General features: G+C 69.4%; 26 protein-coding genes. 14 read left to right on the top strand and 12 right to left on the bottom strand.

The window, feature by feature from the left end:
- Nucleotides 1-87: 87 nt before the first annotated feature.
- Complete coding sequence (locus ABZX37_RS45570; protein ID WP_354750575.1) at nt 88-753, bottom strand: DUF3710 domain-containing protein; 666 nt, start codon at nt 751-753, stop codon at nt 88-90.
- Entirely contained in the window at nt 753-1,256 is a 504-nt protein-coding gene (gene dut / locus ABZX37_RS45565; protein ID WP_344267559.1) for a dUTP diphosphatase, read from the bottom strand. The genes ABZX37_RS45570 and dut overlap by 1 nt, the downstream gene beginning before the upstream one ends.
- A gap of 24 nt (nt 1,257-1,280) precedes the next feature.
- Here dut and ABZX37_RS45560 point away from each other — a divergent pair, with 24 nt between their 5' ends.
- Entirely contained in the window at nt 1,281-1,766 is a 486-nt protein-coding gene (locus ABZX37_RS45560) for a DUF3093 domain-containing protein (protein WP_354750574.1), read from the top strand.
- A gap of 323 nt (nt 1,767-2,089) precedes the next feature.
- Here ABZX37_RS45560 and ABZX37_RS45555 read toward each other — a convergent pair whose 3' ends face one another.
- Nucleotides 2,090-2,398, bottom strand: coding sequence for a DUF4193 domain-containing protein (locus tag ABZX37_RS45555; RefSeq protein WP_013224476.1), 309 nt, complete (start codon nt 2,396-2,398; stop codon nt 2,090-2,092).
- Nucleotides 2,399-2,907: 509 nt separating this feature from the next.
- On the opposite strand from ABZX37_RS45555, the gene cei reads away from it, so the two are divergent.
- Entirely contained in the window at nt 2,908-3,591 is a 684-nt protein-coding gene (cei, locus tag ABZX37_RS45550) for an envelope integrity protein Cei (RefSeq protein WP_354750573.1), read from the top strand.
- Nucleotides 3,592-3,629: 38 nt separating this feature from the next.
- Here the strand turns inward: cei and ABZX37_RS45545 are convergent, their stop codons facing one another.
- Nucleotides 3,630-4,457 carry an inositol monophosphatase family protein gene (locus ABZX37_RS45545; RefSeq protein WP_354750572.1) on the bottom strand — a complete coding sequence of 276 codons (828 nt, stop codon included), beginning with the start codon at nt 4,455-4,457 and terminating at the stop codon, nt 3,630-3,632.
- A gap of 64 nt (nt 4,458-4,521) precedes the next feature.
- Between ABZX37_RS45545 and ppgK the strand changes: the two genes are divergently transcribed.
- From ppgK to ABZX37_RS45510, 7 genes are all read left to right on the top strand, one after another.
- Nucleotides 4,522-5,283 (top strand): polyphosphate--glucose phosphotransferase, encoded by a 762-nt coding sequence (gene ppgK, locus ABZX37_RS45540; protein WP_354750571.1) that lies wholly within the window; start codon nt 4,522-4,524, stop codon nt 5,281-5,283.
- Nucleotides 5,284-5,506: 223 nt separating this feature from the next.
- A complete protein-coding gene (locus ABZX37_RS45535; protein WP_354750570.1) occupies nt 5,507-6,931 on the top strand; it encodes an RNA polymerase sigma factor in 1,425 nt (474 codons plus the stop codon).
- A 604-nt stretch (nt 6,932-7,535) separates the two neighbouring features.
- Nucleotides 7,536-8,513 carry an ABC transporter permease gene (locus ABZX37_RS45530; protein WP_116205697.1) on the top strand — a complete coding sequence of 326 codons (978 nt, stop codon included), beginning with the start codon at nt 7,536-7,538 and terminating at the stop codon, nt 8,511-8,513.
- On the top strand, nt 8,513-9,520 hold the full coding sequence (locus ABZX37_RS45525; protein WP_354750569.1) for an ABC transporter permease: 1,008 nt from the start codon (nt 8,513-8,515) through the stop codon (nt 9,518-9,520). The genes ABZX37_RS45530 and ABZX37_RS45525 overlap by 1 nt, the downstream gene beginning before the upstream one ends.
- Nucleotides 9,517-11,649: an ABC transporter ATP-binding protein gene (locus ABZX37_RS45520; protein ID WP_354750568.1), complete on the top strand. Its 2,133-nt coding sequence runs from the start codon at nt 9,517-9,519 to the stop codon at nt 11,647-11,649. Before ABZX37_RS45525 ends, ABZX37_RS45520 begins: the two co-directional genes overlap by 4 nt.
- Nucleotides 11,650-11,689: 40 nt before the next feature.
- Nucleotides 11,690-13,381, top strand: a complete 1,692-nt coding sequence (locus ABZX37_RS45515; protein ID WP_354750567.1) for an ABC transporter family substrate-binding protein — start codon at nt 11,690-11,692, stop codon at nt 13,379-13,381.
- Nucleotides 13,382-13,461: 80 nt separating this feature from the next.
- Nucleotides 13,462-14,397: a DUF3592 domain-containing protein gene (locus ABZX37_RS45510; RefSeq protein WP_354750566.1), complete on the top strand. Its 936-nt coding sequence runs from the start codon at nt 13,462-13,464 to the stop codon at nt 14,395-14,397.
- Here ABZX37_RS45510 and ABZX37_RS45505 read toward each other — a convergent pair.
- From ABZX37_RS45505 to ABZX37_RS45490, 4 genes are read right to left on the bottom strand one after another with little or no spacing between them, the layout of a single operon-like run.
- A complete protein-coding gene (locus tag ABZX37_RS45505) occupies nt 14,389-15,360 on the bottom strand; it encodes an aminoglycoside phosphotransferase family protein (RefSeq protein ID WP_354750565.1) in 972 nt (323 codons plus the stop codon). The genes ABZX37_RS45510 and ABZX37_RS45505 overlap by 9 nt on opposite strands.
- Before the next feature lie 21 nt (nt 15,361-15,381).
- Nucleotides 15,382-15,759 (bottom strand): hypothetical protein, encoded by a 378-nt coding sequence (locus ABZX37_RS45500; RefSeq protein ID WP_354750564.1) that lies wholly within the window; start codon nt 15,757-15,759, stop codon nt 15,382-15,384.
- A gap of 10 nt (nt 15,760-15,769) precedes the next feature.
- Nucleotides 15,770-15,973 carry a hypothetical protein gene (locus ABZX37_RS45495; protein WP_354750563.1) on the bottom strand — a complete coding sequence of 68 codons (204 nt, stop codon included), beginning with the start codon at nt 15,971-15,973 and terminating at the stop codon, nt 15,770-15,772.
- On the bottom strand, nt 15,970-16,539 hold the full coding sequence (locus ABZX37_RS45490) for a hypothetical protein (RefSeq protein ID WP_354750562.1): 570 nt from the start codon (nt 16,537-16,539) through the stop codon (nt 15,970-15,972). The genes ABZX37_RS45495 and ABZX37_RS45490 overlap by 4 nt, the downstream gene beginning before the upstream one ends.
- A gap of 91 nt (nt 16,540-16,630) precedes the next feature.
- On the opposite strand from ABZX37_RS45490, the gene ABZX37_RS45485 reads away from it, so the two are divergent.
- The 3 genes from ABZX37_RS45485 to ABZX37_RS45475 are packed head-to-tail and all read left to right on the top strand — an operon-like array spanning nt 16,631 to nt 19,969.
- Nucleotides 16,631-17,845 carry a histidine kinase gene (locus ABZX37_RS45485; protein WP_354750561.1) on the top strand — a complete coding sequence of 405 codons (1,215 nt, stop codon included), beginning with the start codon at nt 16,631-16,633 and terminating at the stop codon, nt 17,843-17,845.
- Complete coding sequence (locus ABZX37_RS45480) at nt 17,842-18,495, top strand: response regulator transcription factor (RefSeq protein WP_354750560.1); 654 nt, start codon at nt 17,842-17,844, stop codon at nt 18,493-18,495. The genes ABZX37_RS45485 and ABZX37_RS45480 overlap by 4 nt, the downstream gene beginning before the upstream one ends.
- Nucleotides 18,496-18,535: 40 nt before the next feature.
- Complete coding sequence (locus ABZX37_RS45475; RefSeq protein WP_354750559.1) at nt 18,536-19,969, top strand: amino acid permease; 1,434 nt, start codon at nt 18,536-18,538, stop codon at nt 19,967-19,969.
- A gap of 2 nt (nt 19,970-19,971) precedes the next feature.
- Here the strand turns inward: ABZX37_RS45475 and ABZX37_RS45470 are convergent, their stop codons facing one another.
- Complete coding sequence (locus ABZX37_RS45470) at nt 19,972-20,505, bottom strand: NAD(P)H-binding protein (protein WP_354750558.1); 534 nt, start codon at nt 20,503-20,505, stop codon at nt 19,972-19,974.
- Nucleotides 20,506-20,588: 83 nt separating this feature from the next.
- On the opposite strand from ABZX37_RS45470, the gene ABZX37_RS45465 reads away from it, so the two are divergent.
- Complete coding sequence (locus ABZX37_RS45465) at nt 20,589-20,987, top strand: helix-turn-helix domain-containing protein (RefSeq protein WP_354750557.1); 399 nt, start codon at nt 20,589-20,591, stop codon at nt 20,985-20,987.
- Here ABZX37_RS45465 and ABZX37_RS45460 read toward each other — a convergent pair.
- From ABZX37_RS45460 to ABZX37_RS45450, 3 genes are all read right to left on the bottom strand, one after another.
- Nucleotides 20,954-21,712 (bottom strand): hypothetical protein, encoded by a 759-nt coding sequence (locus tag ABZX37_RS45460; RefSeq protein WP_354750556.1) that lies wholly within the window; start codon nt 21,710-21,712, stop codon nt 20,954-20,956. The genes ABZX37_RS45465 and ABZX37_RS45460 overlap by 34 nt on opposite strands.
- Nucleotides 21,700-23,052 carry a glutamine synthetase family protein gene (locus tag ABZX37_RS45455; protein ID WP_354750555.1) on the bottom strand — a complete coding sequence of 451 codons (1,353 nt, stop codon included), beginning with the start codon at nt 23,050-23,052 and terminating at the stop codon, nt 21,700-21,702. Before ABZX37_RS45455 ends, ABZX37_RS45460 begins: the two co-directional genes overlap by 13 nt.
- Nucleotides 23,053-23,116: 64 nt before the next feature.
- Nucleotides 23,117-23,917 carry an EamA family transporter gene (locus ABZX37_RS45450; RefSeq protein WP_354750554.1) on the bottom strand — a complete coding sequence of 267 codons (801 nt, stop codon included), beginning with the start codon at nt 23,915-23,917 and terminating at the stop codon, nt 23,117-23,119.
- A gap of 341 nt (nt 23,918-24,258) precedes the next feature.
- On the opposite strand from ABZX37_RS45450, the gene ABZX37_RS45445 reads away from it, so the two are divergent.
- Nucleotides 24,259-24,438: a hypothetical protein gene (locus ABZX37_RS45445; protein WP_037358805.1), complete on the top strand. Its 180-nt coding sequence runs from the start codon at nt 24,259-24,261 to the stop codon at nt 24,436-24,438.
- Nucleotides 24,439-25,238: the final 800 nt, after the last annotated feature.

Here is a 25,238-nt window from a genome sequence, read left to right as displayed (position 1 = left end):
GGCGCCGCTCCTCCCGGTTGCCCGGTGACCCGGTCCCAGGTGCGGTGCTCGCCGAACGGCTCAAGGGCCCCCTCACGGAACTTGTGGTCAGCCCTGCTGCTCGGCGATGTGCTGGGCGACTGCGTCCGGCAGCGTGATGGGGAGCGGGGTGCGCACCGGCATCGGCGAGTTGCCGCGGTCGACGATGGTGCTGCGCACGATCGCGCGCAGCACTTCGGGGGCCTGCGAAGCGGTGGACTGCGGGCCCGCGATGACACCGCGCAGCATCCAGCGCGGGCCGTCCACTCCGACGAAGCGCAGCGCTACGTCGCCGACGATCGCGGACAGTTCCATGCCCCATTCGCCTCGGCCCACGTTGACCTTCGCGCCGTCCGCGCGCAGCTGGTCGGCCAGTTCGTTGCTGACCTCGCGCCACAGGCCGCCGGATTTCGGGGCCGCGTAGGCGCTGACGGTGATCTGCCCGACCTCCGTCACGACGTGCACCGCTCGCACGCCGCCTTCCTCCGGGTCCATTTCGACCTGCACCTGCGAGCCGTCCGGCACTGGCACGCGCACTGAGCCCAGGTCGATGCGCGGGATGCCGTCTTCCTCCGCTTCGGTGGCGTCGAACGGACCGTCGGTCGTTTCCGACAGCTGGTCCTCGGGTTCGAGCGCGTCGTCGGCGCCGTCAGCTTCGGCGCTTTCGCCGCGCTGGGAAGCGACGCCCCCGGTCTCGTCGTCGCCGGACCGGCGCTTGCGTCCGAAAATCCCCACTATCGTTCCGTTCCTTCCCCGGTGCCCGCGCCGGTGTCTCCGGCGCCGGGTGCCAGTGTGGCGTGCCCGCCGGTCGAGCCGTAACCTCCCGCGCCGCGTTCGGTCTCCTCGAGTTCGGCGACCTCGACGAATTCCGCGTGCTCCACGCGCTGGATCACCAGCTGCGCGATCCGGTCGCCGCGCGCCAGCACGATCTTCTCGCGCGGGTCGTGATTGACGAGGCAGACTTTGATCTCGCCGCGGTAGCCCGAGTCGATCGTGCCGGGGGTGTTGACCACCGACAATCCGACGCGCGCCGCGAGCCCCGAGCGAGGGTGCACGAACCCGGCGTACCCGGAAGGCAGCGCGATCGCGACCCCGGTGCCGACGACCCCGCGCTCGCCGGGTCCGAGCACGATATCCGAGGTGGTGACGAGATCGGCCCCGGCGTCGCCGGGCCGGGCATAGGCGGGCGGCGGGACTTCGGGGTCGAGCCGCTGGAGGAGGACCTGAACGCTGGACACGGGCGGCGAGACTACCCTTGATGTGTGGCTGACCGCGTGAACACCGCCGCGACGGGCGTCGTCGCACACTCCGAACGGCTCTACCTCCCCTGGTGGGGCTGGCCCTTGCCGATGGCCGGAGCGATTCTGCTTGGCGTCGAAGTCCACCTCGGCTACCCGTCGATCCCCCTGTGGATCCCGCTCGCGATCGCCGTGCCCGTCATGGCCGCGCTGCTGCTCTCGCTCGGCCGGGCGAAAGTCAAGATCACCAGCGGCGACGACCCCGAACTCTGGCTCGGCGACGCCCACCTGCCCCTGCGCTACGTCGGCGAAATCACCGTCGTGGAAAAAGACGCCAAACGCCACGCCCTTGGCCGCGACGGCGACCCCGCCGCCTTCGTCATGCACCGCGGCTGGGTAGGCCCCGCAGTCCGGATCACGCTGACAGACCCCTCGGACCCCACCCCGTACTGGCTCTTCAGCACCCGCAAACCAAAACGAGTAGTAGAGCTGCTCCGCACCAACGCCTGACCCCAGGTCCGTGAGGGGAACCCTCACGGAATCAGAGTCCCTCAGGGTTCCCCTCACGGACCTAGCAGCACCCGCGCACCCAAAGCTCCAAGCAGCCAGCCCGCGCCCTCCACCCCCGAACCGTCAGCACAATCAGGCTTCGGGGTGGTGGGCGCCCAAAGCGGCAATGTCGCCGCCAGGCGACGAGCCGAACGCGAGCACCCCCGAACACGAGTAAGGGGGCCGACCACATGGCCGACCCCCGTGCTTACCCGGTCATCCCAAGACCGCGAAAACGCTGACCCCGTGCATCTCCCCTAGATCTCCCCGAGAAAATCCCCAGGTCAGGCGCAATCGCGGCAGATCAGCCTGCCGCCGTTGTCCTCGGCGAGCCTGCTCCGGTGGTGCACCAGGAAGCAGACCGAGCAGGTGAACTCGTCCGCCTGCTTCGGCACGACCTTCACGGTCATGTCTTCCCCGGAGAGCCCGGAGAGGTCCGCGCCGGGAAGCTCGAAGTTCTCCGCGGTCGCGTCCTCGTCGACGTCGACGACGCCGGACTGGTTCTCGTTGCGCCGAGCCTTCAGCTCCTCCAACGAGTCTTCGGCCAGCTCGTCGGCTTCGCTGCGGCGCGGAGCGTCGTAGTCGGTAGCCATGGTGTCCCTCACCCCTGCGATTCAGCGTGTCGTCCTGCACCGGTTCCGGAGGCGCCCGATACCGGTCGTGCCGCTGGTCAACGTTCCAGCGCCCCTGTTTGTGCCCGGCCTGCGAGTGACCCAGGTCTCAACCTGGTTGACCTCGTCCGGCGGCCGGAGCCCGGGAAGGGTAGCTCACCGCCGGGCGCGCCTCGCACCGAGTCGGACATTGCTGCTCCAGCGTCACCCGGGAGGGGGAACGCGCAGGTGAGACGCCTGTCCTCCGTTCGGGTTGCCCCGGCGTCGCGAACGTCACCTCGCGGCCGTGTCCGCTTGCTCCCGCCGAGCCGTCCGTGGTGCGATCGCCACGGAGGGGCATTACGCGGAACGGGTGAAGGTGACCCGCGACACCGCGCGCCGCGGCCAGCGCCTAGGCTCACCGGCTACCACGCCGGTGCGTACGCTGGCGGTTACCGCGAGGCGCGGCGGGGTTACCGCGGCCGGTTCTGCGAGGGGAAGGGACGGGGCAGGTGGCGTCGGGGAACGGGTCGGGGAACCGTGGTGCGCGGCCTTATCGCAAGCACCGTCCGCTGCCCGCGTTGATCGTGATCGGCGTGCTCGCGCTCGGCGCGGTGTTCGTCTGGGTCAACGCCGTGGTCGGCCGCGGCGACGTCGACGAGGCGGTGCGCTGCAATCCCGAGCCCAAAGCCCCGCCGGGAATGACCTACACCTCGGTGCCGCACAACGGCCTGGACGACCACTCGCCGATGCCCCCGGACAAGGTCGCGCTGAAGGTGCTCAACGCGAGCAGCACGCGCGGGCAGGGCAGCATCGCCACCAACGCGCTCCGCGATCTCGGCTTCACCGCGATCGGCGATCCCGGCAACGACCCGGCGTACCCGAAGGGCGACGCGCGCTGCCGCGGCCAGATCCGCTACGGAGACAACGGCGCCGCCGCGGCCCGCACGGTCAGCCTCGTGATCCCCTGCGCCGAACTGGTCCACGACACCCGCAAGGACGCCACCGTCGACCTGGCCACCGGCAAACTGTTCACCGACATCCAGCCCCGCCCCGAAGCGGTCAAGATCCTGAAGCAGCTCACCGCCTGGTCGCAGTCGCACCAGGGCGGCGGCAGCAGCGAGCAATCGGCCAGTCCCGGCGCGCCAGTGATCGACCAGACGCTCCTGGCCTCGGCCCGCGCCGTCACCTGCTGACCTCGTCCGCGAACGAGATCAGCAGGCACGACCCGCGGTCACACCTCAGCCGCCCCTCCCGCCGCCAACGCCGCGCGCAGGTCCGCCGCGATCCCCGGCGACGCCGCGAACGTCGAGTCCTCCCCCAGATCGGCCGCCTCGCCCGGCAGCAGCACCGTCGCGCCCGCTTCCTGGGCCACCAACGCCCCAGCCGCCCAGTCCCAGCGGTGCAGGCCGTGCTCGAAGAATCCGTCCAGCCAGCCGGCCGCGACGGCGCACAGGTCCAGCGAGGCCGCTCCCCCGCGGCGAATGTCGCGCACGCGCCCGACCAGATCCGCCGTCAGCTTGCCCTGCCGGACCCGGCGGTCCCGCGCGTAGGAGAACCCCATCCCGACGAGCGCCAGGTCCAGCCGGTCCGCCTTCGACACCGACAGCCGGTCGCCGTCGAGCCACGAACCGCCGCCCCGGACGGCCGTCCAGCGCCGCCCGCTCACCGGCTCCACGACCGCGCCCGCGACCGACACCCCGTCGATCTGCGCGGCGATCGACACCGCGAAGGCCGGCAGGCCGTAAAGGAAGTTGACCGTCCCGTCGATCGGATCGACCACCCAGGTGACCCCGCCCCCGACCGAACCGCCGCCCTCCTCCCCCAGCACCGGTTCCCCGGGCCGGATCCGCGCCAGCCGCGCGCGCACCAGTTCCTCCGACTCCCGGTCCACCGCGGTCACCACGTCGGTCTCCGCCGACTTCGTGTCCACCGCGACCTCGCCGCCGGACCGCATCCGCACCCATGCCGTCCGGACCAGGTGCGCGGCCTCGACCGCGACCTGCTCGGCGGTGTCCTTCAGGTCGTTCCGCATCGCCTCGTCAACTCCCACGCCCGCCATGTCATCACATCCGGTTAAAGTCTCCGCAGCAGACTTCTGAATCGTGCGAGAAGGGACCACGTCAGTGACGGCGACCCGAGGTTTCGGAATCGACATCGGCGGCAGCGGGATCAAAGGCGCGCTGGTCGATTTGGAACAGGGACAGCTCATCGGGGACCGGCACCGGATCGAAACGCCGCAGCCGTCGACGCCGGACGCGGTGGCGGACGTCGTCGCCGAGATCGTCCGCGCGGCGGAGTGGGACGGCCCGGTCGGCGTCACGCTCCCCGCGGTCGTGAAGAAGGGCACCGCGCACACCGCGGCCAACATCGACCGCAAGTGGATCGGCACGGACGCCGAGGCGCTCTTCGCGAAGCGGCTCGGCAAGGGCGTCGAGGAAGTCACGATGCTCAACGACGCCGACGCCGCGGGCCTCGCCGAGATCCGCTTCGGCGACGCGGCCGCGCGCAGCGGCGTGACCGCGCTGCTCACCTTCGGCACCGGCATCGGCAGCGCGCTGTTCCACGACGGCAAGCTCGTGCCCAACACCGAATTCGGCCATCTGGAGGTCGACGGCCACGACGCGGAAAAACGCGCCGCCGCTTCGGTGAAGGACAACGAGGGCCTGTCGTACCCGCAGTGGGCCAAGCGGGTGCACCGGTACCTCTCGGTGCTGGAGAACCTGATCTGGCCGGACCTGTTCATCGTCGGCGGCGGCGTCAGCAAGAAGGCCGAGAAGTGGGTGCCGCTGCTCGACATCCGCACGCCGGTGGTCGTCGCGTCGCTGCAGAACAACGCGGGCATCGTCGGGGCCGCCGCGGCCGCCGCGGAGGGCGCCGGGCACTGAGCGGGAAGGCCCCCGCCGGGTCTCGGACCGGTCACCGGGAGGCGCCGGGTAGGGGGCCGGAGGGTGATCGCTTCGCGACGCAGTGGGCCGACGTCGTTACAATGGAACACGGCGCAGGAACTGCGGAGGTAAAACCGCAGGCCGAGGCGTGTTCCCCGAATGTGAGGCAGCCGAGGTGGCGACATCTCGGCTCGTCATGATCGACCGCTGCGAAAGGGCGTAAGTGGCAGCCGCAAGAACCGCAACCCGAGGCGGGACGAAGACAGCGACCGAAGCCGGCGAGCCGGCCGACGAGGCAGCCACCGGAGCGGCGAAGTCCCCGGCGCGCAAGACCGCCGCGAAGTCGGCGGGCGCGAAGAAGACTCCGGCCAAGAAGGCTCCGGCGAAGAAGGCCGCCGGGAAGACCGGCGACGGCGATCCCGACGGCCCGGTCGACCTCGACGAGGCCGAACTCGACAGCCCGGACCTGTCCGATCTCGAAGAGGTCGAGGTCGACGTCGTCGACGAAACGGTCAACGACGAGACCGACGACGATGACGACGACTCCGACGACGCGGACGAGGCCGAAACGACCGAAGGGCCCGCGAGCGCGGCCACGTCCACTGCCGCGCGCCGTCGCGCCGCGGCGGCGGACAAGGGCGGCAAGTCCTCGGACAACCCGGACTTCGTGTGGGACGAGGAGGAGTCCGAGGCGCTGCGCCAGGCGCGCAAGGACGCCGAGCTCACCGCGTCGGCCGACTCGGTCCGCGCCTACCTCAAGCAGATCGGCAAGGTCGCGCTGCTGAACGCCGAGGAGGAGGTGGAGCTCGCCAAGCGGATCGAGGCCGGGCTCTACGCCGCCGAGCGCGTGCGCACCGCCGAGGAGGAGGGCGAGAAGCTCGTCACCCAGATGCGCCGCGACCTCAAGTGGATCGTGCGCGACGGCGAGCGGGCCAAGAACCACCTGCTGGAGGCGAACCTCCGGCTCGTGGTGTCGCTGGCCAAGCGCTACACCGGCCGCGGCATGGCGTTCCTGGACCTGATCCAGGAGGGCAACCTCGGCCTGATCCGCGCGGTGGAGAAGTTCGACTACACCAAGGGCTACAAGTTCTCCACGTACGCCACGTGGTGGATCCGCCAGGCGATCACCCGCGCCATGGCCGACCAGGCCCGCACCATCCGCATCCCGGTGCACATGGTGGAGGTCATCAACAAGCTCGGCCGCATACAGCGCGAACTCCTTCAGGACCTCGGCCGCGAGCCGACGCCCGAGGAGCTCGCCAAGGAGATGGACATCTCGCCGGAGAAGGTCCTGGAGATCCAGCAGTACGCGCGCGAGCCGATCTCGCTGGACCAGACCATCGGCGACGAGGGCGACTCGCAGCTCGGCGACTTCATCGAAGACTCCGAAGCGGTCGTCGCGGTGGACGCGGTGTCGTTCACGCTGCTGCAGGACCAGCTCCAGTCGGTGCTGCAGACGCTGTCCGAGCGCGAGGCGGGCGTGGTCCGGCTGCGCTTCGGCCTCACCGACGGCCAGCCGCGCACCCTCGACGAGATCGGCCAGGTCTACGGGGTCACGCGCGAGCGGATCCGGCAGATCGAGTCGAAGACGATGTCGAAGCTGCGCCACCCGTCGCGCTCGCAGGTCCTGCGCGACTACCTGGACTGAGCTTCTCCAGTTCCCGCGAAAAACCCCGCCCCGCACTACGCGGCGGCGGGGTTTTTTCGCGTTTACCGACAACAACGCGCTCGGAGCCGAGCTGGCAATTCCGCGAAATCCTTCCTTCACCCGACCACAGTGGACGCCGGCCGGTCCGGAAAACCCCGAGACGCGGGATCCCGATGCGAATTACGCTGCGGCACAACCGGAATGCACGGGCCCGGTTCCGGCGGGGAACGCACGTCTCGGCGCGCCGCCGAGCAGCGGGCGTTCCGCGCCTGTCCGTTTCCCGTTCACAACCGTTCACCCGGAACCCCCGGAACCGTTCCGGAATACTCATCGCCGGTGCACAGTCGCGCACCCACCGCGACACTGGGACGCGGACAAGAGGCTAAAGTCGGTTGTTCTCCGCCCGAACGCGGAAATCGTGATTGTTTGGTTGCCTGAGAACGAAGATCGCAACGGCTGATCGCCATTAAGCTGCGCCCACAACGAGCGTCAGTATTGGAAGGCAGCACCGCCCAGTGTTTTCGACGAAAACTCAATCGCGAGCGAGCCAGGGAAGCCCGGCGGCTTGGAGCGGATCCTCCGGCCCCGGTGAAGCGAGGCAACTGTGATCGGGTTCCTCCTCCGCAGACTCGTCAACTACATCGCCCTGTGCCTCGTCGCGACTTTCGCGGCGTTCTCCTTGGCGTCTCTGTCCTTCAGCCCGCTGGACGCGCTCAAATTGCGCAACCCGCCCGCCCCGCAGGCGACCATCGACGCGAAGGCCGCCGAACTGCATCTCGACCAGGCGATCCCGCACCGGTTCTTCACGTGGCTGGGCGGCGTCATCCAGGGCGACTTCGGCCGCACTGTCGCCGACCAGGCGATCACCGACGAGCTGTTCCGCCGCGCGGGCGTGAGCCTGCGGCTGTTCCTGCTCGGCATCACGATCGGCATCATCATCGGCGTGCTGGTCGGCGTGGTCAGCGCGATCCGGCAGTACAAGATCAGCGACTACCTCGCCACCACGTTCTCCTTCGTGGTGCTGTCGACGCCGGTGTTCGTGATCGCCACGATCCTCAAGGCGGGCGCGCAGTCGGTCAACGACAACCTGCTCGACGGGTACCAGTTCTTCATCGTGCAGGGCGAGGGCGGCGCGATCGACGGCGGTTTCGGCGACGTCCTGCTCGACCGGCTGCAGCACATCATCGTGCCGACCCTGGCGATCGTGCTGACCCAGGTCGCCTACTACAGCCGCTATCAGCGTTCGGCGATGCTCGACGTGCTCGGCTCGGACTTCCTGCGCACCGCGCAGGCCAAGGGCCTCACCCGCAGGCGCGCGCTGTTCAAGCACGGCCTGCGCACCGCGCTGATCCCGATGGCGACGCTGTTCGCGTTCGGCTTCGGCCTGCTCATCACCGGCGGCGTCTTCACCGAGAAGATCTTCGGCTGGTACGGCATGGGCGACTGGCTGGTGACCGGCATCCAGAAGCAGGACACCAACATCGTCACCACCGTGACCCTGTTCATCGCGATCTGCGTGCTGCTCGCCGGCTGGCTCGCGGACGTGCTCTACGCCGCGCTCGACCCGAGGGTGAGGATCTGATGGCCGCCCCATTGAACGAGGCCGACCTCGCCGATTCGGCCGTCGCCGCCACCGAAACGGAGACCGGGCAGCAGAGCGGGAAGTCCTCCAGCCGCGGCAAGCTCGTCTCCCGCCGGTTCTTCCGCAACAAACTGGCCGTCGCCGGCCTGGTCGTGATCCTCCTGTTCTACGTGCTGGCGTTCACCTACAGCTGGTATTCGCCGTGGGGCTACGACGAACTCGACCCGGCCTCGACGCTGATGCCGCCGGACGGCACGCACTGGTTCGGCACCAACCAGATCGGCGGCGACATGTTCGCGCAGACCATGCGCGGGCTGCAGAAGTCGCTCACCATCGGCCTGCTGGCCGCGCTGTTCTCCACCGGCGTGGCCTCGATCGTCGGCTCCGCGGCCGGGTATTTCGGCGGCTGGACCGACCGGGTGTCGATGTGGGTCGTCGACCTGCTGCTGATCCTGCCGCCGTTCCTGATCATCTCGATCCTGTCGCCGGCCTTCCGCGGCAAGACCTGGCTGATCCTGGTCGGCCTGATCGCGTTGTTCCAGTGGATGATCACCGCCCGCATCGTCCGCGGCATGACGCTGACGCTGCGCGAGCGCGAGTTCGTGAAGGCCGCCAAGTTCATGGGCCAGTCCCCGTGGCGGATCATCTTCAAGCACATCGTGCCGAACATGGCGTCGCTGCTGATCATCGACGCGACGATCAACGTCGGCGTCGCGATCATCATGGAGACGTCGCTGTCGTTCTTCGGCTTCGGCGTGCAGGCGCCGGACGTTTCGCTGGGCACGCTGATCTCGGCGGGCTCCGACGCGGTCCGCACGTTCCCGTGGCTGTTCTACATCCCGGCCGGCTTCCTGGTGTTCACCGTGCTCGCGGTGAACTTCGTCGGCGACGGCCTGCGCGACGCGCTCGACCCGTCGTCCAGCCGTTCGCGGCGCAAGGAACGCAAGCGGATCGAAGAAAAGACCAAGTCGACCACGTCGACGAAGACCGTTGGAGCAGAGGCATGAGCGCCGCACTCGAGTTGAGCGCGGAAACGGGCAAGCCGACCGGCACCGTGCTCGAGGTTTCCGACCTCGAAGTGTCCTTCCCGTCCGAATCCGGCCGCGTGCACGCGGTGCGCGGGCTGAACTACCAGGTCGCCGCGGGCGAGGTGCTCGGCATCGTCGGCGAGTCCGGTTCGGGCAAGTCGGTGTCGTCGCTGGCGGTGATGGGGCTGCTGCCGCCGCAGGCGCGCGTGTCGGGCTCGATCCGGTTCCAGGACAGCGAATTGATCGGCAAGTCCGACACCGAACTGTCGAAGATCCGCGGCAAGAAGATCTCGATGGTCTTCCAGGACCCGCTGTCCGCGCTGACCCCGGTGTACACCGTCGGGGCGCAGATCGCCGAGGCGCTGCTGGTGCACGGCAAGGGCACGGTCACCAAGCAGCAGGCGAACAACCGCGCGGTCGAACTGCTCGACCTGGTCGGCATCCCGAACGCGGCGGCGCGCGCGAAGGCGTTCCCGCACGAGTTCTCCGGCGGCATGCGCCAGCGCGCGGTGATCGCCATCGCGATCGCCAACGACCCGGACCTGATCATCGCCGACGAGCCGACCACCGCGCTCGACGTGACGGTGCAGGCGCAGGTGCTGGAGGTGCTGAAGACCGCGCAGGAGGTCACCGGCGCCGGCATCGTGATCATCACGCACGACCTCGGCGTGGTCGCCGGGTTCGCCGACCGGCTGATGGTGATGTACGCCGGGCGCGCGGTCGAGCAGGGTCCGGTCGACACGATCTACGCCCAGCCGCGGATGCCGTACACGCTGGGCCTGCTCGGTTCGATCCCCCGCGTGGACGCGCGGGAGAAGCAGCCGCTGGTGCCGATCGAGGGCCAGCCGCCGTCGCTGGTGAACCTGCCGTCGGGCTGCCCGTTCGCGCCGCGCTGCCCGCTGGCGATCGAGGCCTGCCACACGGCCGAGCCGGAGCTGTTCACGATCACGCCGGGCAACCCGAACGCGCCGGTCGACACGACGCACCGGGCCGCCTGCATCCGCACCGAGGAACTCGCCCGTCCGGAAGCGGACGCCGCCGAGGTCTACGGCGCCGAGGTGATCGAGGAGGCCGCGGTCGCGTCCGTGCCGCGCGCCCAGCGCTCGACCGTGCTGGACGTGCGGGAGCTGCAGAAGCACTACGCCGTCAGCAAGGGCACCGTCTTCAAGCGCAAGATCGGCACGGTGCGCGCGGTCGACGGGATCACCTTCGACATCGTCGAGGGCGAAACCCTTGGCCTGGTCGGGGAATCCGGCTGCGGCAAGTCGACCACGCTGATGGAGATCCTCGAACTTGCCGCCCCGGCGCACGGTTCGGTCGCGGTGCTCGGCAAGGACGTCGGGAAGCTCTCGGCCAAGGACCGCAAGTCCATCCGCCGCGACCTGCAGGTGGTCTTCCAGGACCCGATGGCCGCGCTCGACCCCCGGCTGCCGATCGGCGACATCATCGCCGAGCCGATGGTCACGCACGGGTTCTCGAAGGAGCGCATCTCCAAGCGCGTGCCGGAACTGCTCGGGCTGGTCGGCCTGCGCCCCGAGCACGCCGACCGGTACCCGGCGGAGTTCTCCGGCGGGCAGCGCCAGCGCATCGGCATCGCGCGGGCGCTCGCGCTGGAGCCGAAGCTGATCGTGCTCGACGAGCCGGTGTCCGCGCTCGACGTGTCGATCCAGGCGGGCGTGATCAACCTGCTGGACGAGCTGAAGGCCAAGCTGGGCCTGTCGTACCTGTTCGTGGCGCACGACCTGTCCGTGGTCCGGCACATCGCCGACCGGGTGGCGGTGATGTACCTCGGCAAGATCGTGGAGATCGGCGACGTCCGCACGGTTTTCGAGGCGCCGCAGCATCCCTACACGCAGGCGCTGCTGTCCGCGATCCCGATCCCGGACCCGGCCAAGGAGCGCGAGCGCGGCCGGATCATCCTCACCGGCGACCTGCCCAGCCCGGCGAACCCCCCGTCGGGCTGCCGGTTCCGCACCCGGTGTTTCGTCTTCTCCCAACTGTCCGAAGAGGACAAGAAGAAGTGCGTCGACGTCGAACCTCCGCGCGAGTCCCGCGCGCAGGACCACGACGTCGCGTGCCACTACGCCAAGACCCGCGAAGTTGTGTAGCCACAATCCGTTGGCACACCAGAAGAAGGAAGGTAAACACATGCGACGGAGAATGGCCGCACTCGTGGCCCCCGTTGCCGCTCTGGGGCTTCTGCTCGCCGCTTGCGGCGGAGGCAGCGGCGGCGGCGACAAGGGTTTGCAGGACGCCGGCACGACGGGCGTCAAGACCGCGGACATCAACGAGCAGCCGCTGGACAAGCTGAAAGACGGCGGCGACTTCAAGTGGCCGATCGACTCGATGCCGGACAACTGGAACTACAACCAGGTCGACGGCACGGTCCTGGACGGCGCCAACATGGACGGCGCGATCATGCCGTACATCTTCACGCAGAACGCCGACGCGTCGGTCTCGGTGAACAAGAACTACCTGACCTCGGCCGAGCTGGTCAGCCAGGACCCGCAGGTCGTCGAGTACAAGATCAACCCGAAGGCCAAGTGGAGCAACGGCCGGCAGTTCTCGTGGGAGGACTTCGCCGCCCAGGCCAAGGTGCTCAACGGCAAGGACCCGGCCTACCAGGTCTCCGGCACCACCGGCTACGAGGACATCGCCAAGGTCGAGAAGGGCACTGACGACCTCGACGTCAAGGTGACCTTCGGCAAGAAGTTCGCCGAGTGGAAGGCGCTGTTCTCGCCCTTCTACCCGAAGGAGCTGAACGCCGACCCGAACACCTTCAACAAGGCGTGGGCGCAGAAGGCGCTGATCACCGCGGGTCCGTTCAAGATCAAGGACGTGGACAACACCGCCAAGACCGCGGTGTTCGAGCGCGACCCGAACTGGTGGGGCGACAAGCCGAAGCTGGACACCGTGACCTTCAAGGTCGTGGACCGTCCCGCGCTGGCCGACGCGTTCGCGAACGGGCAGATCGACTTCTACAACCTGAACAACGACATCAACGCGTTCAAGCGGGCCCAGTCGGACCCGAACGCGGTCGTGCGCCAGTCGACCTATCCTGACTACACGCACATGACGCTCAACGGCGCTTCGTCCTCGATCCTCGCGGACAAGGACCTGCGGGTGGCCGTCATGCGCGGCGTCGACACCGTCAGCATCTCGAAGTCGATCCTCGGCCAGATGCAGAAGGACACCACGCCGCTGGGCAACCACTGGTTCCTCAAGGGCTCGAAGAGCTACGAGGACAACAGCGGGCCGTACAAGTTCGACCAGAACGCGGCCAAGGCCGAGCTGGACAAGCTGGGCTGGAAGCAGTCCGGCGACCTGCGCGCCAAGGACGGCAAGCAGCTGAAGCTGCGCCTGGTCATCCCGACCGGCACCCCGATCAGCCAGCAGACCGGCCAGATCCTGCAGTCGCAGCTGAAGGCGATCGGCGTGGGCATCGACATCGTCGCGGTCCCGACGGCCGAGTTCTTCAAGAACTACGTGAACGTCGGCAACTTCGACCTCACGCTGTTCCGCTGGATCTCGAACTCGTTCCCGATCGGCGGCAGCAAGGGCATCTACTACTTCGACCCGAAGAACGTCAACCAGAACTACGGCCACATCGGCAGCGACAAGGTGAACCAGCTGATCGACACCGCGGCGCAGGAACTGGACGACACCAAGCGGGCCGCGGACCTGAACGCCGCGGACAAGGAGATCTGGGCGCTGGGCCACCAGCTCCCGATCTTCCAGTCGACCGGTGCCTTCGCCGTTCGCAAGACCCTGGGCAACTTCGGTTCGCCGGGTTACGCGAACACCCCGTACGACTTCGTCAAGATCGGGTTCGTGAAGTAATCCTCCCCCAGCGGGAATCGAAGGAGCGGCGCGGACTCCCCGCGCCGCTCCTTCCTTTTTGGACAGTTAAGGTGATCTCTGTGCGGAAGTTCCTGCGGCTGCGGCCGGTACGGCACATTCTCGTGACGAGTGCGGTCGTGTTCGTCGCGTGCGCGGTGGTGTTCGTGGTGCAGCTGCTGGAATTCAACAGCACCCGGCCGCGGCTGCAGGGCCTCACGGTGAACACGACCGGAATCGTTTCGCGGGTCGACGACGCCACCGTCACGGTGCGGTTCCCGGTGCCGAACCAGCCGGAAGCGAGCGCGGCGGTCGAGCTGGACACCACTCCCCCGAGGCTGGGTGCGAAGGTCCCGGTGCGCTACGACCCGTCGGCTCCTTCGCGAGCAGTGACGACCGGTGCTTCGGCTCTGGTGACTGCCGACCGCGCCTCGACGTACGCGACGGTCACTGTGGTGGCAGTGGTCGCGATGCTTGCGGTGAACGGGTTCTTGCTCTTCACGCGCTTTGTGCAACCGTCGCGGCGCAAGACGGGTTCCTCGGTGCCGATGCGCCGGGTGAAGGTGCAGCGCGGCTTGCTGACGCGGTCGTGGCTGGAGACCGACACCGCGACGCCCCGATGGATCCCGGTGTACTTCTCGCCGACGTTGATTGGCCTTCCGTCGCCTTCTCGGGTCGAGGTGCTGGGCGACTTGCGCACGGACCGTCATGTCGCCGTCCGCATCGACGGCGAGGTGCTGTACCCGGCGGGTTCGGTGCGCACTGGCGAGCCTCGCGGCCGTCGGCTGGACAACCCCTCCGCACCGGACGAGGAGCGCACGCTTGCCGCTGCCACGCCGGTTCGCCTCGCGCGTCAGTTCCGTGCCGACTTGCCAGTGCTGGCCGTCGCCCCCGTTGTGGGTGCGTTCTGGGCGCTGGTCGACGGCAGCGGATTCGCGGGATGGCTGACCGTCAGCGTCCTGATCGCCGCATTCGGCTTCTGGTGGGCCGCACTCCGCGGCTCCGACCCCTCACTCTGACTCCAGCGCCGCCAGGATCTCGGCCACATCGGCGTACGTCTCGTCCACGTCCTGCTCCTTGAGCCGCTGCCGTTCCAGCCGCACCGCGCCGAGGTGCCGGGCCTCGTAGTACAGCGCCCGCCGCCGCGCCGACGGGGACTCGTCGGGTCGCCCGTAGGTGTCCCAGAACCAGTCCCGCCTCGAGCCCGTTTTCACCGAGGCCATGCGGATCGTCCAGTCCGCCGCCGGGTCGCCCCACCAGCTGCGGTCGTGGTCGAACACTCCGACGATCTCCAGCTCCGGCGTCAGCATGACATTCACGTGCCACAGGTCCCCGTGCATCAGGCGCGGTTCGGTGATCTCGTCGAGCAGCGCGGCGTCGCGCTTCACCCAAGCGGCCATCGCACGCAGGTCCGCCCCGTCGAGGCCGAGGCCTTCGACGTCTGCCGCGTTGTCCTCGAAATACGCGATGAGTGCTTCGCTCCAGGTCGCGAAATGCGGACCGGTGACAACGCCGAAACCGGGTCCGCGCACCTCGTGGATGGCGCGGGTGATGTCGCCGAGCTGGCGGAAGTACGGCGCCCGCTCCTCCGGCGTATGCGCGGAAAGGATTTCCGGGCCGGGCTCTCCGGGAAGAACCGCCTGCAGGACGTAATCCCGGCCGATGACCTGGTGCGTGAAGTCGGCGGCGAGCGTGCGCGGCATCAGCGGCGAGATCGGCGCGAAGTACGGCGCGGCAGTGTATTCGTTGCGCATGAACTGGTGCTCGATCCGGTTCTGCCGCGCCGGTTCCGGGGCGACGCGCAGGATCGCCGGGCCGTCGGCCAGCTCCACCCGGTAGGTGTTGTTGTACGCGCCCCATCCGATTTCGACCGCCGACCGCACGGTGGCACCGAGCGCACGACGGCAGAGCAGTTCGATCTGCTCGGCGGTGAGGGGTTGCTGGAACGCGTCTGAGGGCCGGTTCTTTGGCTGGAAGTCCACCGGGGCATCCTGCCACTCCGCTCAGGACAGCACGAATCCTTTACCGCTCAGCGAATCCTCGATCCGCAGCCGTTCGAGATCGCGGTCGGCTCCCTCGCGCAAGCCGTCGAGCCGGTGTTCGACGCCGAGCTCGCGGCAGGCGGTGACGAGCAGTTCGTCGTACGCCTGCCGGGTGCCGATCCGCCGCGCGGCGGGCGTTCCGGCGGGAAGCTGCGCGAGGGTCCGGCGTACCCGGCGCAGGTCGGCGGCCACCTGCTCTACGGGCGGTTCGGACGGCACGGGAGCCGCGCGTCGCCGACGAAGCCAGCGACAGAGCGCGGGTAGGCGGAGGGCAGCCCAGAACAACGCCGAGGGTGCCACGCTGACCACGACGAACAGCAGAACCGGACCGGCCGCCACCCCGCCGAGTCTAGCCGCGGCGGCGTTTGCGCGCCCGATTCGCGAACAGCACCGCGACGCCCGCCCCGAGCAGGACGATGCTGGCGATCACGTGCAGCTGCGGCGGCAAGACGTGCAACTGGACGAACCAGCTCGGGTGCTCCGCCCCGGCGAGCCGGTTGATCAGCCCGCCCGCACCCTGCGCCACCAGGAGAATGCCGAACAGCTCGATCATCGCGACGCCTCCTTCTTCGGCGCGGAAGAGCCGAAGATCTCCTGCCACAGCGGTCCGAAGACGAACCACAGGCCGGAGACCGTGCCCAGCCGCGGCAGCCAGCCCCACAGCGGTTCGGCCTGGCCTGAGCCGCCGACCACCGCGATCGCGAGCACCAGCAACCCGGCGCTGATCGCGGACGCCAGCACGCATTTGCCCCATTCGCGCCATTCCTTGCGGGCCTTCGCCCGGCCGTACAGCTTCTCCGGACGCGGCCCGCCGGCGAACCGGTGTGCGAACCGGACGTCGGCCCACTCCACCATCGACGGCCCGAACACCACCGAGAAGCCCAGGTACACCGCCGCCAGCCCGTGCGTCAGGTTCGGCACCGCGCCGTTCATCAGATCGATCACCGTGATCACCAGCAGCACCAGGTCGACCACGGGCACCAGCGCGAGCAGCACCGTGCTGGCCTTCTGCTTGCGCAGCGCGTACCGGGTAAGCAGCCCGGCCGCGATGAAGACCCAGAACCCGATCTCGCACGCCACGATGGCGGCGGTCATCGGGCTGTTCAGAATCTCGTCCATGGGTCCACTTTCGCGGGCGCGGACGTCCGAGCGCGTCAGCGGACGGCACGATCGGGGGGTCATCATTTCGTAGGACGACCGGGCCGCCGCGGTGTGCTGTCATGGTCGGGTGCGCTTGCGAGACCTGCGCTCGGCCCTCCCCCGGCCGCGCGAACTGCCGCCGTGGCAGCAGAACGGCCTCGTCGCGCTCGCGGTCCTCGCCGGCGGCACGATGCTGTACCTCATCGGCGTCCACCGGCTGCAGGGCGACAGCGACCCGTATCCGCTCTGGATCCGTTTCGCCGAACTCGGCGCGATGTGCCTCGCCTTGTTCCTGCGCCGGAAAGTGCCGTGGGGGCTGCTGATCGCGACCGGCATCGTCGGAGTCGACGTCGTGTTGGGTCTGTCGTTGCCGATCGTCGTCGCGTACACGGATTTCCTGTACTCCGCCATGATGCACGGCTCCCGCCGGACGACCCGGGCGCTGGTCGGAGTGACCGCAGCCGCCACGCTCGCGGTGCTGTTCGTCTTCGTGGCCATAGCGGGCTGGCGAGCGGCTGCGTTCGGCGTGTTCGGCATGCTGTCGTTCCTCCTGGTCCCGGTGTGGTGGGGCGCGAACGTGCGCCAGCAGAGCGACATCGCGGCGACCGAACGCGCCAACGCCGAGCAACTCGCGACGATCTCCGCGCTGGACCGAAAGGCGGCCGTGGCGGCCGAACGCGCGCGGATGGCCCGCGACCTGCACGATGTCGTCGCCGGGCATTTGTCGGCCATCGCCATCCAGTCGGAGGCGGCACTGTCCATGGCAGACGATCCGAAGACCGCGCAGACCGTGCTCGTCGCGGTGCGGGAGAACAGCGTGCGCGCGCTGGAAGAAATGCGCGCGATGATCGGCCTGTTGCGTTCGGAGTCCACCGACGACGAGGTGACCGCTCCGGCCCGGCTGGCCGAACTGTCCAGGCTGGTGGAATCGGCGCGCGCGGCGGGCATGACCGTGACCGTGGACTCCACTGTGGACGAAGAACTCGCGCTCCCGACGGCCGTCGACCTCACCGCGTACCGGATCGCGCAGGAGGCGCTCACCAACGCGGTCAAACACGCGCCGGGCAGCCAGACGACGGTGCGGCTGCGAGTGGCCAACGGCACGCTGACCGTCGAGATCGGCAATGAACTGCTCGGCGCGCCGACCCAGGCCGACAGCGGCGGGCACGGTTTGCTGAGCATGCGCGAGCGCGCGCACGCCGTCGGCGGCACCCTGCGGGCAGGTCCGTCCGGGCCGCGCTGGCTTGTCCACGCCGAACTTCCCCTCGCCGGAGAGGCACCATGACCATCCGAGTCCTCGTCGCCGACGACCACGGTGCCATCCGCGCCGGGCTCGCGCTCATCCTCGGCAACGCCGACGGCATCGAGGTGGTCGGCGAAGCCGCCGACGGCGAGGTAGCGCTGCGCCAGGCCCGCGCGCTGCGGCCGGACGTCGTGCTGATGGACGTCCGGATGCCCGGCACCGACGGGATCACCGCCACCCGGCAGCTGATCGCCGAAGGGCTCGCCGAGGTCCTCGTCCTCACTACTTTCGACCTCGACGAGTACGTCCACGCCGCACTGCGCGCCGGGGCCGCCGGGTTCCTGCTGAAGTCGGTGGAAGCGCCGCGGCTGATCGAGGCCGTCCGGCTCGTCGCGGCCGGTGAGGGCGTGCTCGCCCCGCAGGTCACGAAACGGCTGATCGCCGCCTTCGCCAGCACCCCGGCCGAACCGTCGCCCGCGCCGACCGGGCTGACGGACCTCACCGAACGCGAGCGCGAGGTGCTGGGATGCCTTGGCGCCGGGCTTTCGAACGCTGAGATCGGCGCCAGGCTGTACATCGGCGAGGCGACAGTGAAAACGCACGTTTCCCGGGTGCTCGCCAAGCTCGGCCTGCGTTCCCGGGTACAGGCGGCGATCCTGGCCCAGGACCGCGGCCTCACACCACCCGGATAGCCGATCTGCGCATCCGGCCGGCACCTTCTAACGTTCCCCCATGGGTGTGCGGAGAACTCTCGACGTCGACGAAGTCCTCAAGCGGCAGGAATCCGGCGAGCTGAAGCGGCGGCTCAGGGGACGCGACCTGATCGGCTTCGGCGTCGGCATCATCATCGGCACCGGGATCTTCACCCTCGCCGGGGTCGAGGCCAAGACGCACGCCGGGCCGTCGGTGACGCTGTCGTTCGTGATCGGCGCGGTGGTCGCCGGCCTCGCCGCGCTCTGCTACGCCGAGCTGGCGTCCAGCGTGCCGACCGCGGGCAGCGCCTACACCTACGCCTTCGCCACCCTCGGCGAGATCTTCGCCTGGATCATCGGCTGGGACCTGCTGCTGGAGTTCGCGCTCGGCGCGGCCGTGGTGTCGCGCAGCTGGTCCGGCTATCTCGCCAACCTGCTCGGGCTGTCGCCGGACTGGTTCGGCGAGGACGCGAAGGTCAACATCGGCGCGGTGCTGATCATCGCGGTGCTGACGGTCGTGGCCGTGGTCGGCATCAAGGAGTCCGCGCGGCTCACGAACGTGCTGGTGCTCGTCAAGGTCGCCGTCTGCGTGCTGATCCTCGCCGTCGGCGTGTTCTTCGTGAAGGGCGCGAACCTCACCCCGTTCGTGCCGCCCGCGCAGCCGCCGTCGAGCAGTGCGAACGCGTTGCACCAGCCAGTGGTCCAGGCCGCGCTCGGGCTCGAGCAGTCGGTGTACGGCATCGCCGGCATGGTCACCGCCGCGGCCGTCGTGTTCTTCGCCTACACCGGTTTCGAAGCGCTAGCCAACCTCGGCGAGGAGACCATCAACCCGCGCAAGGACCTCCGGGTCGGCATCCTCGGCGCGCTGGCCGTGTGCGCGGTGCTCTACATCGGCGTGTCGATCGTGCTCACCGGCATGGTCCACTACACCGACATCGACTCCGGCGCGCCGCTCGCGGACGCGTTCGACCGGGTCGGCCAGCACTGGGTCGGCGCGCTGATCTCGCTCGGCGCGGTCACCGGGCTGACGTCGGTGATGATGGTCGAACTGGTCACGATCGGCCGGATCGGCTTCGCGATGGGCCGCGACGGCCTGCTGCCCAAGGCCATCGGCACGGCGCACCCGCGCTGGGGCACGCCGCACCGGATGACCATCGGCGGGGCCGCGCTGATCGCCGTGCTGGCGGCGTTCGTGCCGATCTCGGCGCTGGCCGACATGGTCAGCATCGGCGCGCTGTCGGCGATGATCATCGTCGCGGTCGCGGTGCCGGTGCTGCGCAAACGCCGCCCGGACCTGAAGCGCCCGTTCACCGTGCCGTTCTCGCCGGTGCTGCCGATCATCGCCGCGGTGGCGTGCTTCTACCTGATGCTGAACCTCGACGTGATGACCTGGATCCGGTTCGCCGCCTGGCTCGTGATCGGCCTGCTGATCTACTTCTTCTACGGCCGCAAGCACTCCCGCTTCGCGAAGTAGGTTCAGGCCACCGCGAGGTGCACGCGGAGGTGCCGCGGGTTCTCGATCTCGTCGAGCAAGGCCACGGCGAAATCGGCGTAGGAGATCTTGGCGGAGAGATCGCCGTGCTCGCCGATTCCGTAGCGGCCGGTCCGCTCGCCGTCGTGGTCGAAGTCGCCGACCGGGCTGACGTACACCCAGTCCAGCCCGGTGCCTTCGGCGCGCAACACCTCGAGCCCCGCCGCGTGCGCCAGGCAGAAGGGCCGGAACTCGGCCGGAATCGCATCCAGCACCGGGGTTCCGTCGGCGGCGGGCAGCAGCGCGGACAGCCCGACCGCGACCAGCCGGGCCTGCGGCAGACCGGTGACGAGAGCGTGTGCGGCGTCGGTGAAGAACGCGTGCGGGTCGGTGACATCGCCGGTAACGACATCTGCCAGGTCGGGATAGCGCGAGGGATCGCGGACCACTGCGGTGACTTCGTGCCCGCGCCGCCGCGCCTCGGCGACTGCCTGCCGTCCGGCCCGGCCGCCCGCTCCGAAAATGACGATCTTGCTCATCGTGGGAATACCTCCTGGAGTGTCGATGCTCTGGAAGGTAGCCAGGGGGCCGGTTCCCTCCGGGATACTGAGAGGAGACCGCGATGACCGTTCGGCAGCAGTTGGAGCCGTTGCCTCCCGACCTGTTCGAGGAACTGTGCCCGTCCGCGATGGTGCCGTTCCGCTTCGGGGACAAGTGGTCCGCGCTGGTGATTCGCTGTCTGGAGGAGGGGCCGCGGCGGTTTTCCGAACTGCGGGTGCCATTGCATCGGGTCACGCCGAAGATGCTCACCCAGACGCTGCGCGGTCTAGAACGTTCCGGACTCGTGTCCCGTACTGCGCATGCCGACCCGGCGTTAGGTGTCGAGTATGCGTTGACACCGCTTGGGCGCAGCTTGCTGGAGCCGATGCGGGTGGTGTACGGCTGGGTCGCGGAGCATTGGGAGGAATTGCTGGACGCGCAGGAGCGCTACGACGCGCCGGCGCTGCGCAACCCGGCGTAGGAAACCGCCTGCGCCAACGCCTCCGCGTGCGCGGCGTCCGCCACCAGCAGCACCGATTCCAGTCCCGCCGCGACCCATTCCACCGGCTGGTCGTGCACGCCTTCGTCGCCCAGTTCGCGGTAAGTGTCCACAACGGACAGCAGAGTTCCCTCCGCACCGAGCCGCACTCCGGCGATCAGCACGTGATGCGGTGCGGGCGGACGCCACCGGTTCGTCCACAGTGGAGGGATGCCGGTGTCGAGATAGTCCAGCAGCGCGCGTTCCGGCGTGTCCGGCGCGCCCAGTTCCGCCGGGTCGACCCGCGCCAGCACCGCCACCCGCGGCAATTCCCACAGGCCCAGCAACAAATCCGAGACCGTCGAAGCGCGCCACTCCCCCGCCGCCGGAACCACCGCCAGCCTGTCCTCCGACAAGGTCCGGACAGCCGCGGCCAATCCGGTCACCGAGGTGCCCGCAGCCGTCTCAGCGAAGGGAATCGGAAGCCGGAAGTCGTTGCGGGACAACGCGCCTGCCGGAAGACTGACCGGTGCGCGCACAGTCCCGGCAGCGATCGCGACCTCGTCCTGGTCCGGCACCGCGACGTCCGCCGCGCGCAACGCCACCAGCGCGGTGAAGGCCGCCGCCAAGCCGTCCTTCTGCGGCAGTTCCGCCCGGGCTTCGGCGACCAGGCGCGCACCGCCGGGAAGCCAGTGGACGTCGGAAAGCCCCGTGTTCAGTACCGCCACAGATGCGCCGCCACGATCTCCTCAGGCGCCCGTTCGGCGGCCCACGCCGCGTCCGAGGCGCGCACCGCGCGGAACGCGCCGAGCAGCTCGTCCCCCAGCGCCCCGGACACGCGCGGGTTCGCCAGCAGCGCAGTGTCCTGTTCGGACGGACTCGCCGGCAGCGGCAGCACGCCCGCGGTGTTCCGTTCCCCTTCGCTCCAGCCGCCCGGATCCTCCGCGATCGGCTCCGGCAGGACCGCCGAATCCTCGATCCCGGCCATCCCGGCGGCGAGCACGACCGCCAGCGCGAGATACGGGTTGGCCGACGCGTCCGACGTCTTCAGCTCGACATTCGCGTGCTCCGTCCCGAGCAACGCCGTTCCCGGGATGTACCGCAGCGGCGCTTCGCGGTTCTCCACTCCCCAGAACGCATACGCGCCAGCGAAAAACCCCGGCCGCAACCGCATCGTCGAGGGCACGCTCGGCGCCGTGATCGCCGTCAGCGCGGGCAAATCCCGCAGCAGCCCGCCGAGGTAGCCCGCGCCTTCGCCCTCCGGTACGCCGTCGCCAGCCAGGAGGTTGCGGCCCTTGCGGCGGACGGAAGTGTGCAGATGCCAGCCGTTCCCGGCCGCGCCGAGGCCGATCATCGGCGCGAAACTCACCACGAGTCCGTGTGCGTGCGCGGCGGCGTGGATGGTCTGGCGGGCCAGGAGCTGATCGTCCGCCGCGGACACCGGATCCGTGGCCGCGAGCGACAATTCCAGCTGCGCCACGCCGTATTCCGCGTGCAACTGGCCGATCTGCAAGCCGTTGGCGGCGAAATCGTGCAGCAGCGCGGCGACGAACCCGTCCAGACCGATCAGCGCGTGCGGGCTGTACGCGGGGCCGCGATGCCCCGGCGCGGACACGACGTCCTCGCTGCCCGCCGGGGCGACGGAGAACTCCAGCTCGTACCCGGCCCGGAACTCGAGCCCGCGCTGCGCCGCTTCGGCGACTTGCCGCTCCAGCACGGAACGCTGGCAGTACGGCCAGGGCGAACCGTCCGCGGCGAGCTGCCGCACCGGCGCCCAGGCGAGCGCGGGCTGTCCGGCGAGCCGGCGGAGCCGTTCCACGACCGGCACGAGCCGGATGTCGCCGGACGGCGTGCCGAGGCCGGAGTGGGCGTAGGTGATGGCGTCGTGGCTGTCGAAGACCGCGAACAGCGAGGTCGCGCCCACGCCGCGGACCGCCGCGTCGGCCAGTCCGCCGACCGGGACCACGCGCGAGCGCGGGATGCCGTTGTTGTCCGCCCAGGCGAGATGGACGCCACCGACCCCCGCCGCGGCCAGGTCCTTCGCCGCCGCCGACGCCGCCTTGGTCATGGCAACCTCCTCGGGCTCGGGATCAGTATCGCGGGCCGGGGCCGCCCGGGCCATCCGCGAGTGTTCACCCGGGCGGCTCAGTGACCGGTCCGGCGTCGTCCCGGCCGCGCAACGCCACGCCCGCGACGACGGCGAGCGTCCCGACCGCTTCGACCGCACTCGGCACCTGCGCGAGCACCAGGAACCCGACGACCCCCGCCGTCACCGGCAGCAACGCCAGCAGCACCGCGAACCGAGCCTGCCCGAGGCGGCGCAGGACCACTTGGTCGAGCGCGTACGGCACAACGGTCGACAGCACGCCGACGCCGATCCCGAGCAGCAGCATGCGTGGCGAACCCCACATTTCGCCGGTGCCGAACGCGAGCGGCGACAGCGCGACGGTCGCCACCACGAACCCGACCGCCAGCGAATCCAGCCCGTCCCCTTCGATCGCGACCCGCTTGCCGAGCACGATGTACCCGGCCCACGCGGCCGCCGCGGCCAGCGCGAACACCACCCCGAGCGGACTGCCCGCGATGCGCACGTCCGCGATCGCGACCACCCCCAAAGCCACCAGGACCAGCGCGATCAGGTCCCGCCGCGTCCGCGACCCGACCGCGGCCACGACGACCGGCCCCGCGAACTCCAGCGCGACGACGGTGCCCAGCGGCAACCGCGCGATGGCCTCGTAAAAGACCACGTTCATCCCGGCCGTCACCACGCCGAAAGCGCCCGCGAGCAGCAGCCGCTTGCCCCGCCAGGCGGCCTTCGGCGGCCGCCGCCACAACAGCAGCACGACCGCCGCCCCGAGACAGCGCAACCACGCGACCCCGGACGGCGTCGCGTGCCCGAAGAGGCCGACCGCGATGGCCGCACCGGCATACATCGAAATTCCGCTGAGAACGAACAAGACCGGTGCCGGAATCGCGTTCACGCGTTTCCGAGAGAGTGCAATGCCCACTCCCGCATGGTGCCTGACCACGGAAAACGCTCCGTTCCGGGTGGTCTGGTCCTACGGGATGGGATGACGTTGCGGCAACCGGGCTAATTCGGCGTGACGCACCTCCCACCGGCGCGGGAACACTTGCGGGCCGCCAAACGTCTGCAAGAGTGGAAGCACGAACACCGCGGAGCCGGAAGCGATCCCCGCCGAAGGCATCGACACCGAAGTGGGCGTAGCTGGATCGAGGCACCGGGCGACCGGTGCCGGGACGGAGGGAGACCCCCATGACAACACCGACGCTCACCCGCCCCGAATTGACCGCAGCCGACCGATGCGACCGGTGCGGAGCAGCAGCTCAGGTACGCGCTGTCCTCAGCTCCGGAGGCGAGCTGCTCTTCTGCGGGCACCACGCCCGCGAGCACGAGGCCAAGCTCAAGGAACTGGCCGCGGAGATCCAGAAGTAGATCGCTCACCGACAGATTCGACCCGGAGGCGGCAGGCGCGACGTGCGCTTGCCGCCTTCGGCGTTTCCGGGCGAGGTGATCGGGCGGGACGGGGTGAGCGGGTTTCGCGCCCTCGGGTTTGTACGGCCTCGGTGCCTGCCGTTTGGGCTGTGAGGTGCCCCCAGGGCTGTTGTCTGGCGAGTGCTGGTGCGGGCAAATGTTGGCTAGCTCACGCCAGCCGCTGGGCGAATGCAGGCCCCGCACACCCACCGCAGGGCAAGTCCTGGCGTCCGCGCCCCCGCCGCTCGAGCGAACGCTGACCGCATACCTGCCGCTGGGCGAATGCAGGCCCCGCACGCCCGCCGAGCAGGCGCCACACAGGCCATCCACGACAGCCGCCTCGATGCGTTCCCGCCCATCAACAGAGCGAACAGCCGCCTGCTAGGTCTGTGAAGGGCTCCTTGAGGGAATCTGATTCCCTCAAGGAGCCCTTCACAGACCTCGGACGCCACGCGCCCCACGAGGCTCGTCGCCTCCCGCTGATGTCCGTGAGGGGAACCCTGAGGGACTCTGATTCCCTCAGGGTTCCCCTCACGGACGTCAAAAGTCCGCACCCGCACCCAGTGCACTCACCCAGGCGGGGCACCCAGCCCCCACCCTGCACCCCGATACGAAGCCGAAATGCGGGCGGCGGGTGCTTGTCAAGGCATCTTTCCCGCCTTGACACTTCGGGGTGGTCGGGATGAAACTCAAGTCCGTCTATCAGTCCCTGACCATCGACCACGCAGACCGTGCGCAGACCGCTGAAATACTGGAGTTCG

The organism is Amycolatopsis sp. NPDC004079 (assembly GCF_040610415.1).
GTDB lineage: Bacteria > Actinomycetota > Actinomycetes > Mycobacteriales > Pseudonocardiaceae > Amycolatopsis > Amycolatopsis halotolerans.
Note: the sequence above shows the minus strand (reverse complement) of the source record. Positions and strands in the feature narration are given on the sequence as shown.

What these genes read in the sequence shown, in the direction of transcription:
- ABZX37_RS45555 (WP_013224476.1), bottom strand. Translation starts at nt 2,398, where the DNA reads ATGGCTACCGACTACGACGCTCCGCGCCGCAGCGAAGCCGACGAGCTG.
- ABZX37_RS45545 (WP_354750572.1), bottom strand. Translation starts at nt 4,457, where the DNA reads ATGGCGGGCGTGGGAGTTGACGAGGCGATGCGGAACGACCTGAAGGAC.
- ABZX37_RS45525 (WP_354750569.1), top strand. Translation starts at nt 8,513, where the DNA reads ATGGCCGCCCCATTGAACGAGGCCGACCTCGCCGATTCGGCCGTCGCC.
- ABZX37_RS45520 (WP_354750568.1), top strand. Translation starts at nt 9,517, where the DNA reads ATGAGCGCCGCACTCGAGTTGAGCGCGGAAACGGGCAAGCCGACCGGC.
- ABZX37_RS45515 (WP_354750567.1), top strand. Translation starts at nt 11,690, where the DNA reads ATGCGACGGAGAATGGCCGCACTCGTGGCCCCCGTTGCCGCTCTGGGG.
- ABZX37_RS45495 (WP_354750563.1), bottom strand. Translation starts at nt 15,973, where the DNA reads ATGATCGAGCTGTTCGGCATTCTCCTGGTGGCGCAGGGTGCGGGCGGG.
- ABZX37_RS45490 (WP_354750562.1), bottom strand. Translation starts at nt 16,539, where the DNA reads ATGGACGAGATTCTGAACAGCCCGATGACCGCCGCCATCGTGGCGTGC.
- ABZX37_RS45480 (WP_354750560.1), top strand. Translation starts at nt 17,842, where the DNA reads ATGACCATCCGAGTCCTCGTCGCCGACGACCACGGTGCCATCCGCGCC.
- ABZX37_RS45475 (WP_354750559.1), top strand. Translation starts at nt 18,536, where the DNA reads ATGGGTGTGCGGAGAACTCTCGACGTCGACGAAGTCCTCAAGCGGCAG.
- ABZX37_RS45470 (WP_354750558.1), bottom strand. Translation starts at nt 20,505, where the DNA reads ATGAGCAAGATCGTCATTTTCGGAGCGGGCGGCCGGGCCGGACGGCAG.
- ABZX37_RS45465 (WP_354750557.1), top strand. Translation starts at nt 20,589, where the DNA reads ATGACCGTTCGGCAGCAGTTGGAGCCGTTGCCTCCCGACCTGTTCGAG.
- ABZX37_RS45455 (WP_354750555.1), bottom strand. Translation starts at nt 23,052, where the DNA reads ATGACCAAGGCGGCGTCGGCGGCGGCGAAGGACCTGGCCGCGGCGGGG.
- ABZX37_RS45450 (WP_354750554.1), bottom strand. Translation starts at nt 23,917, where the DNA reads ATGTATGCCGGTGCGGCCATCGCGGTCGGCCTCTTCGGGCACGCGACG.
- ABZX37_RS45445 (WP_037358805.1), top strand. Translation starts at nt 24,259, where the DNA reads ATGACAACACCGACGCTCACCCGCCCCGAATTGACCGCAGCCGACCGA.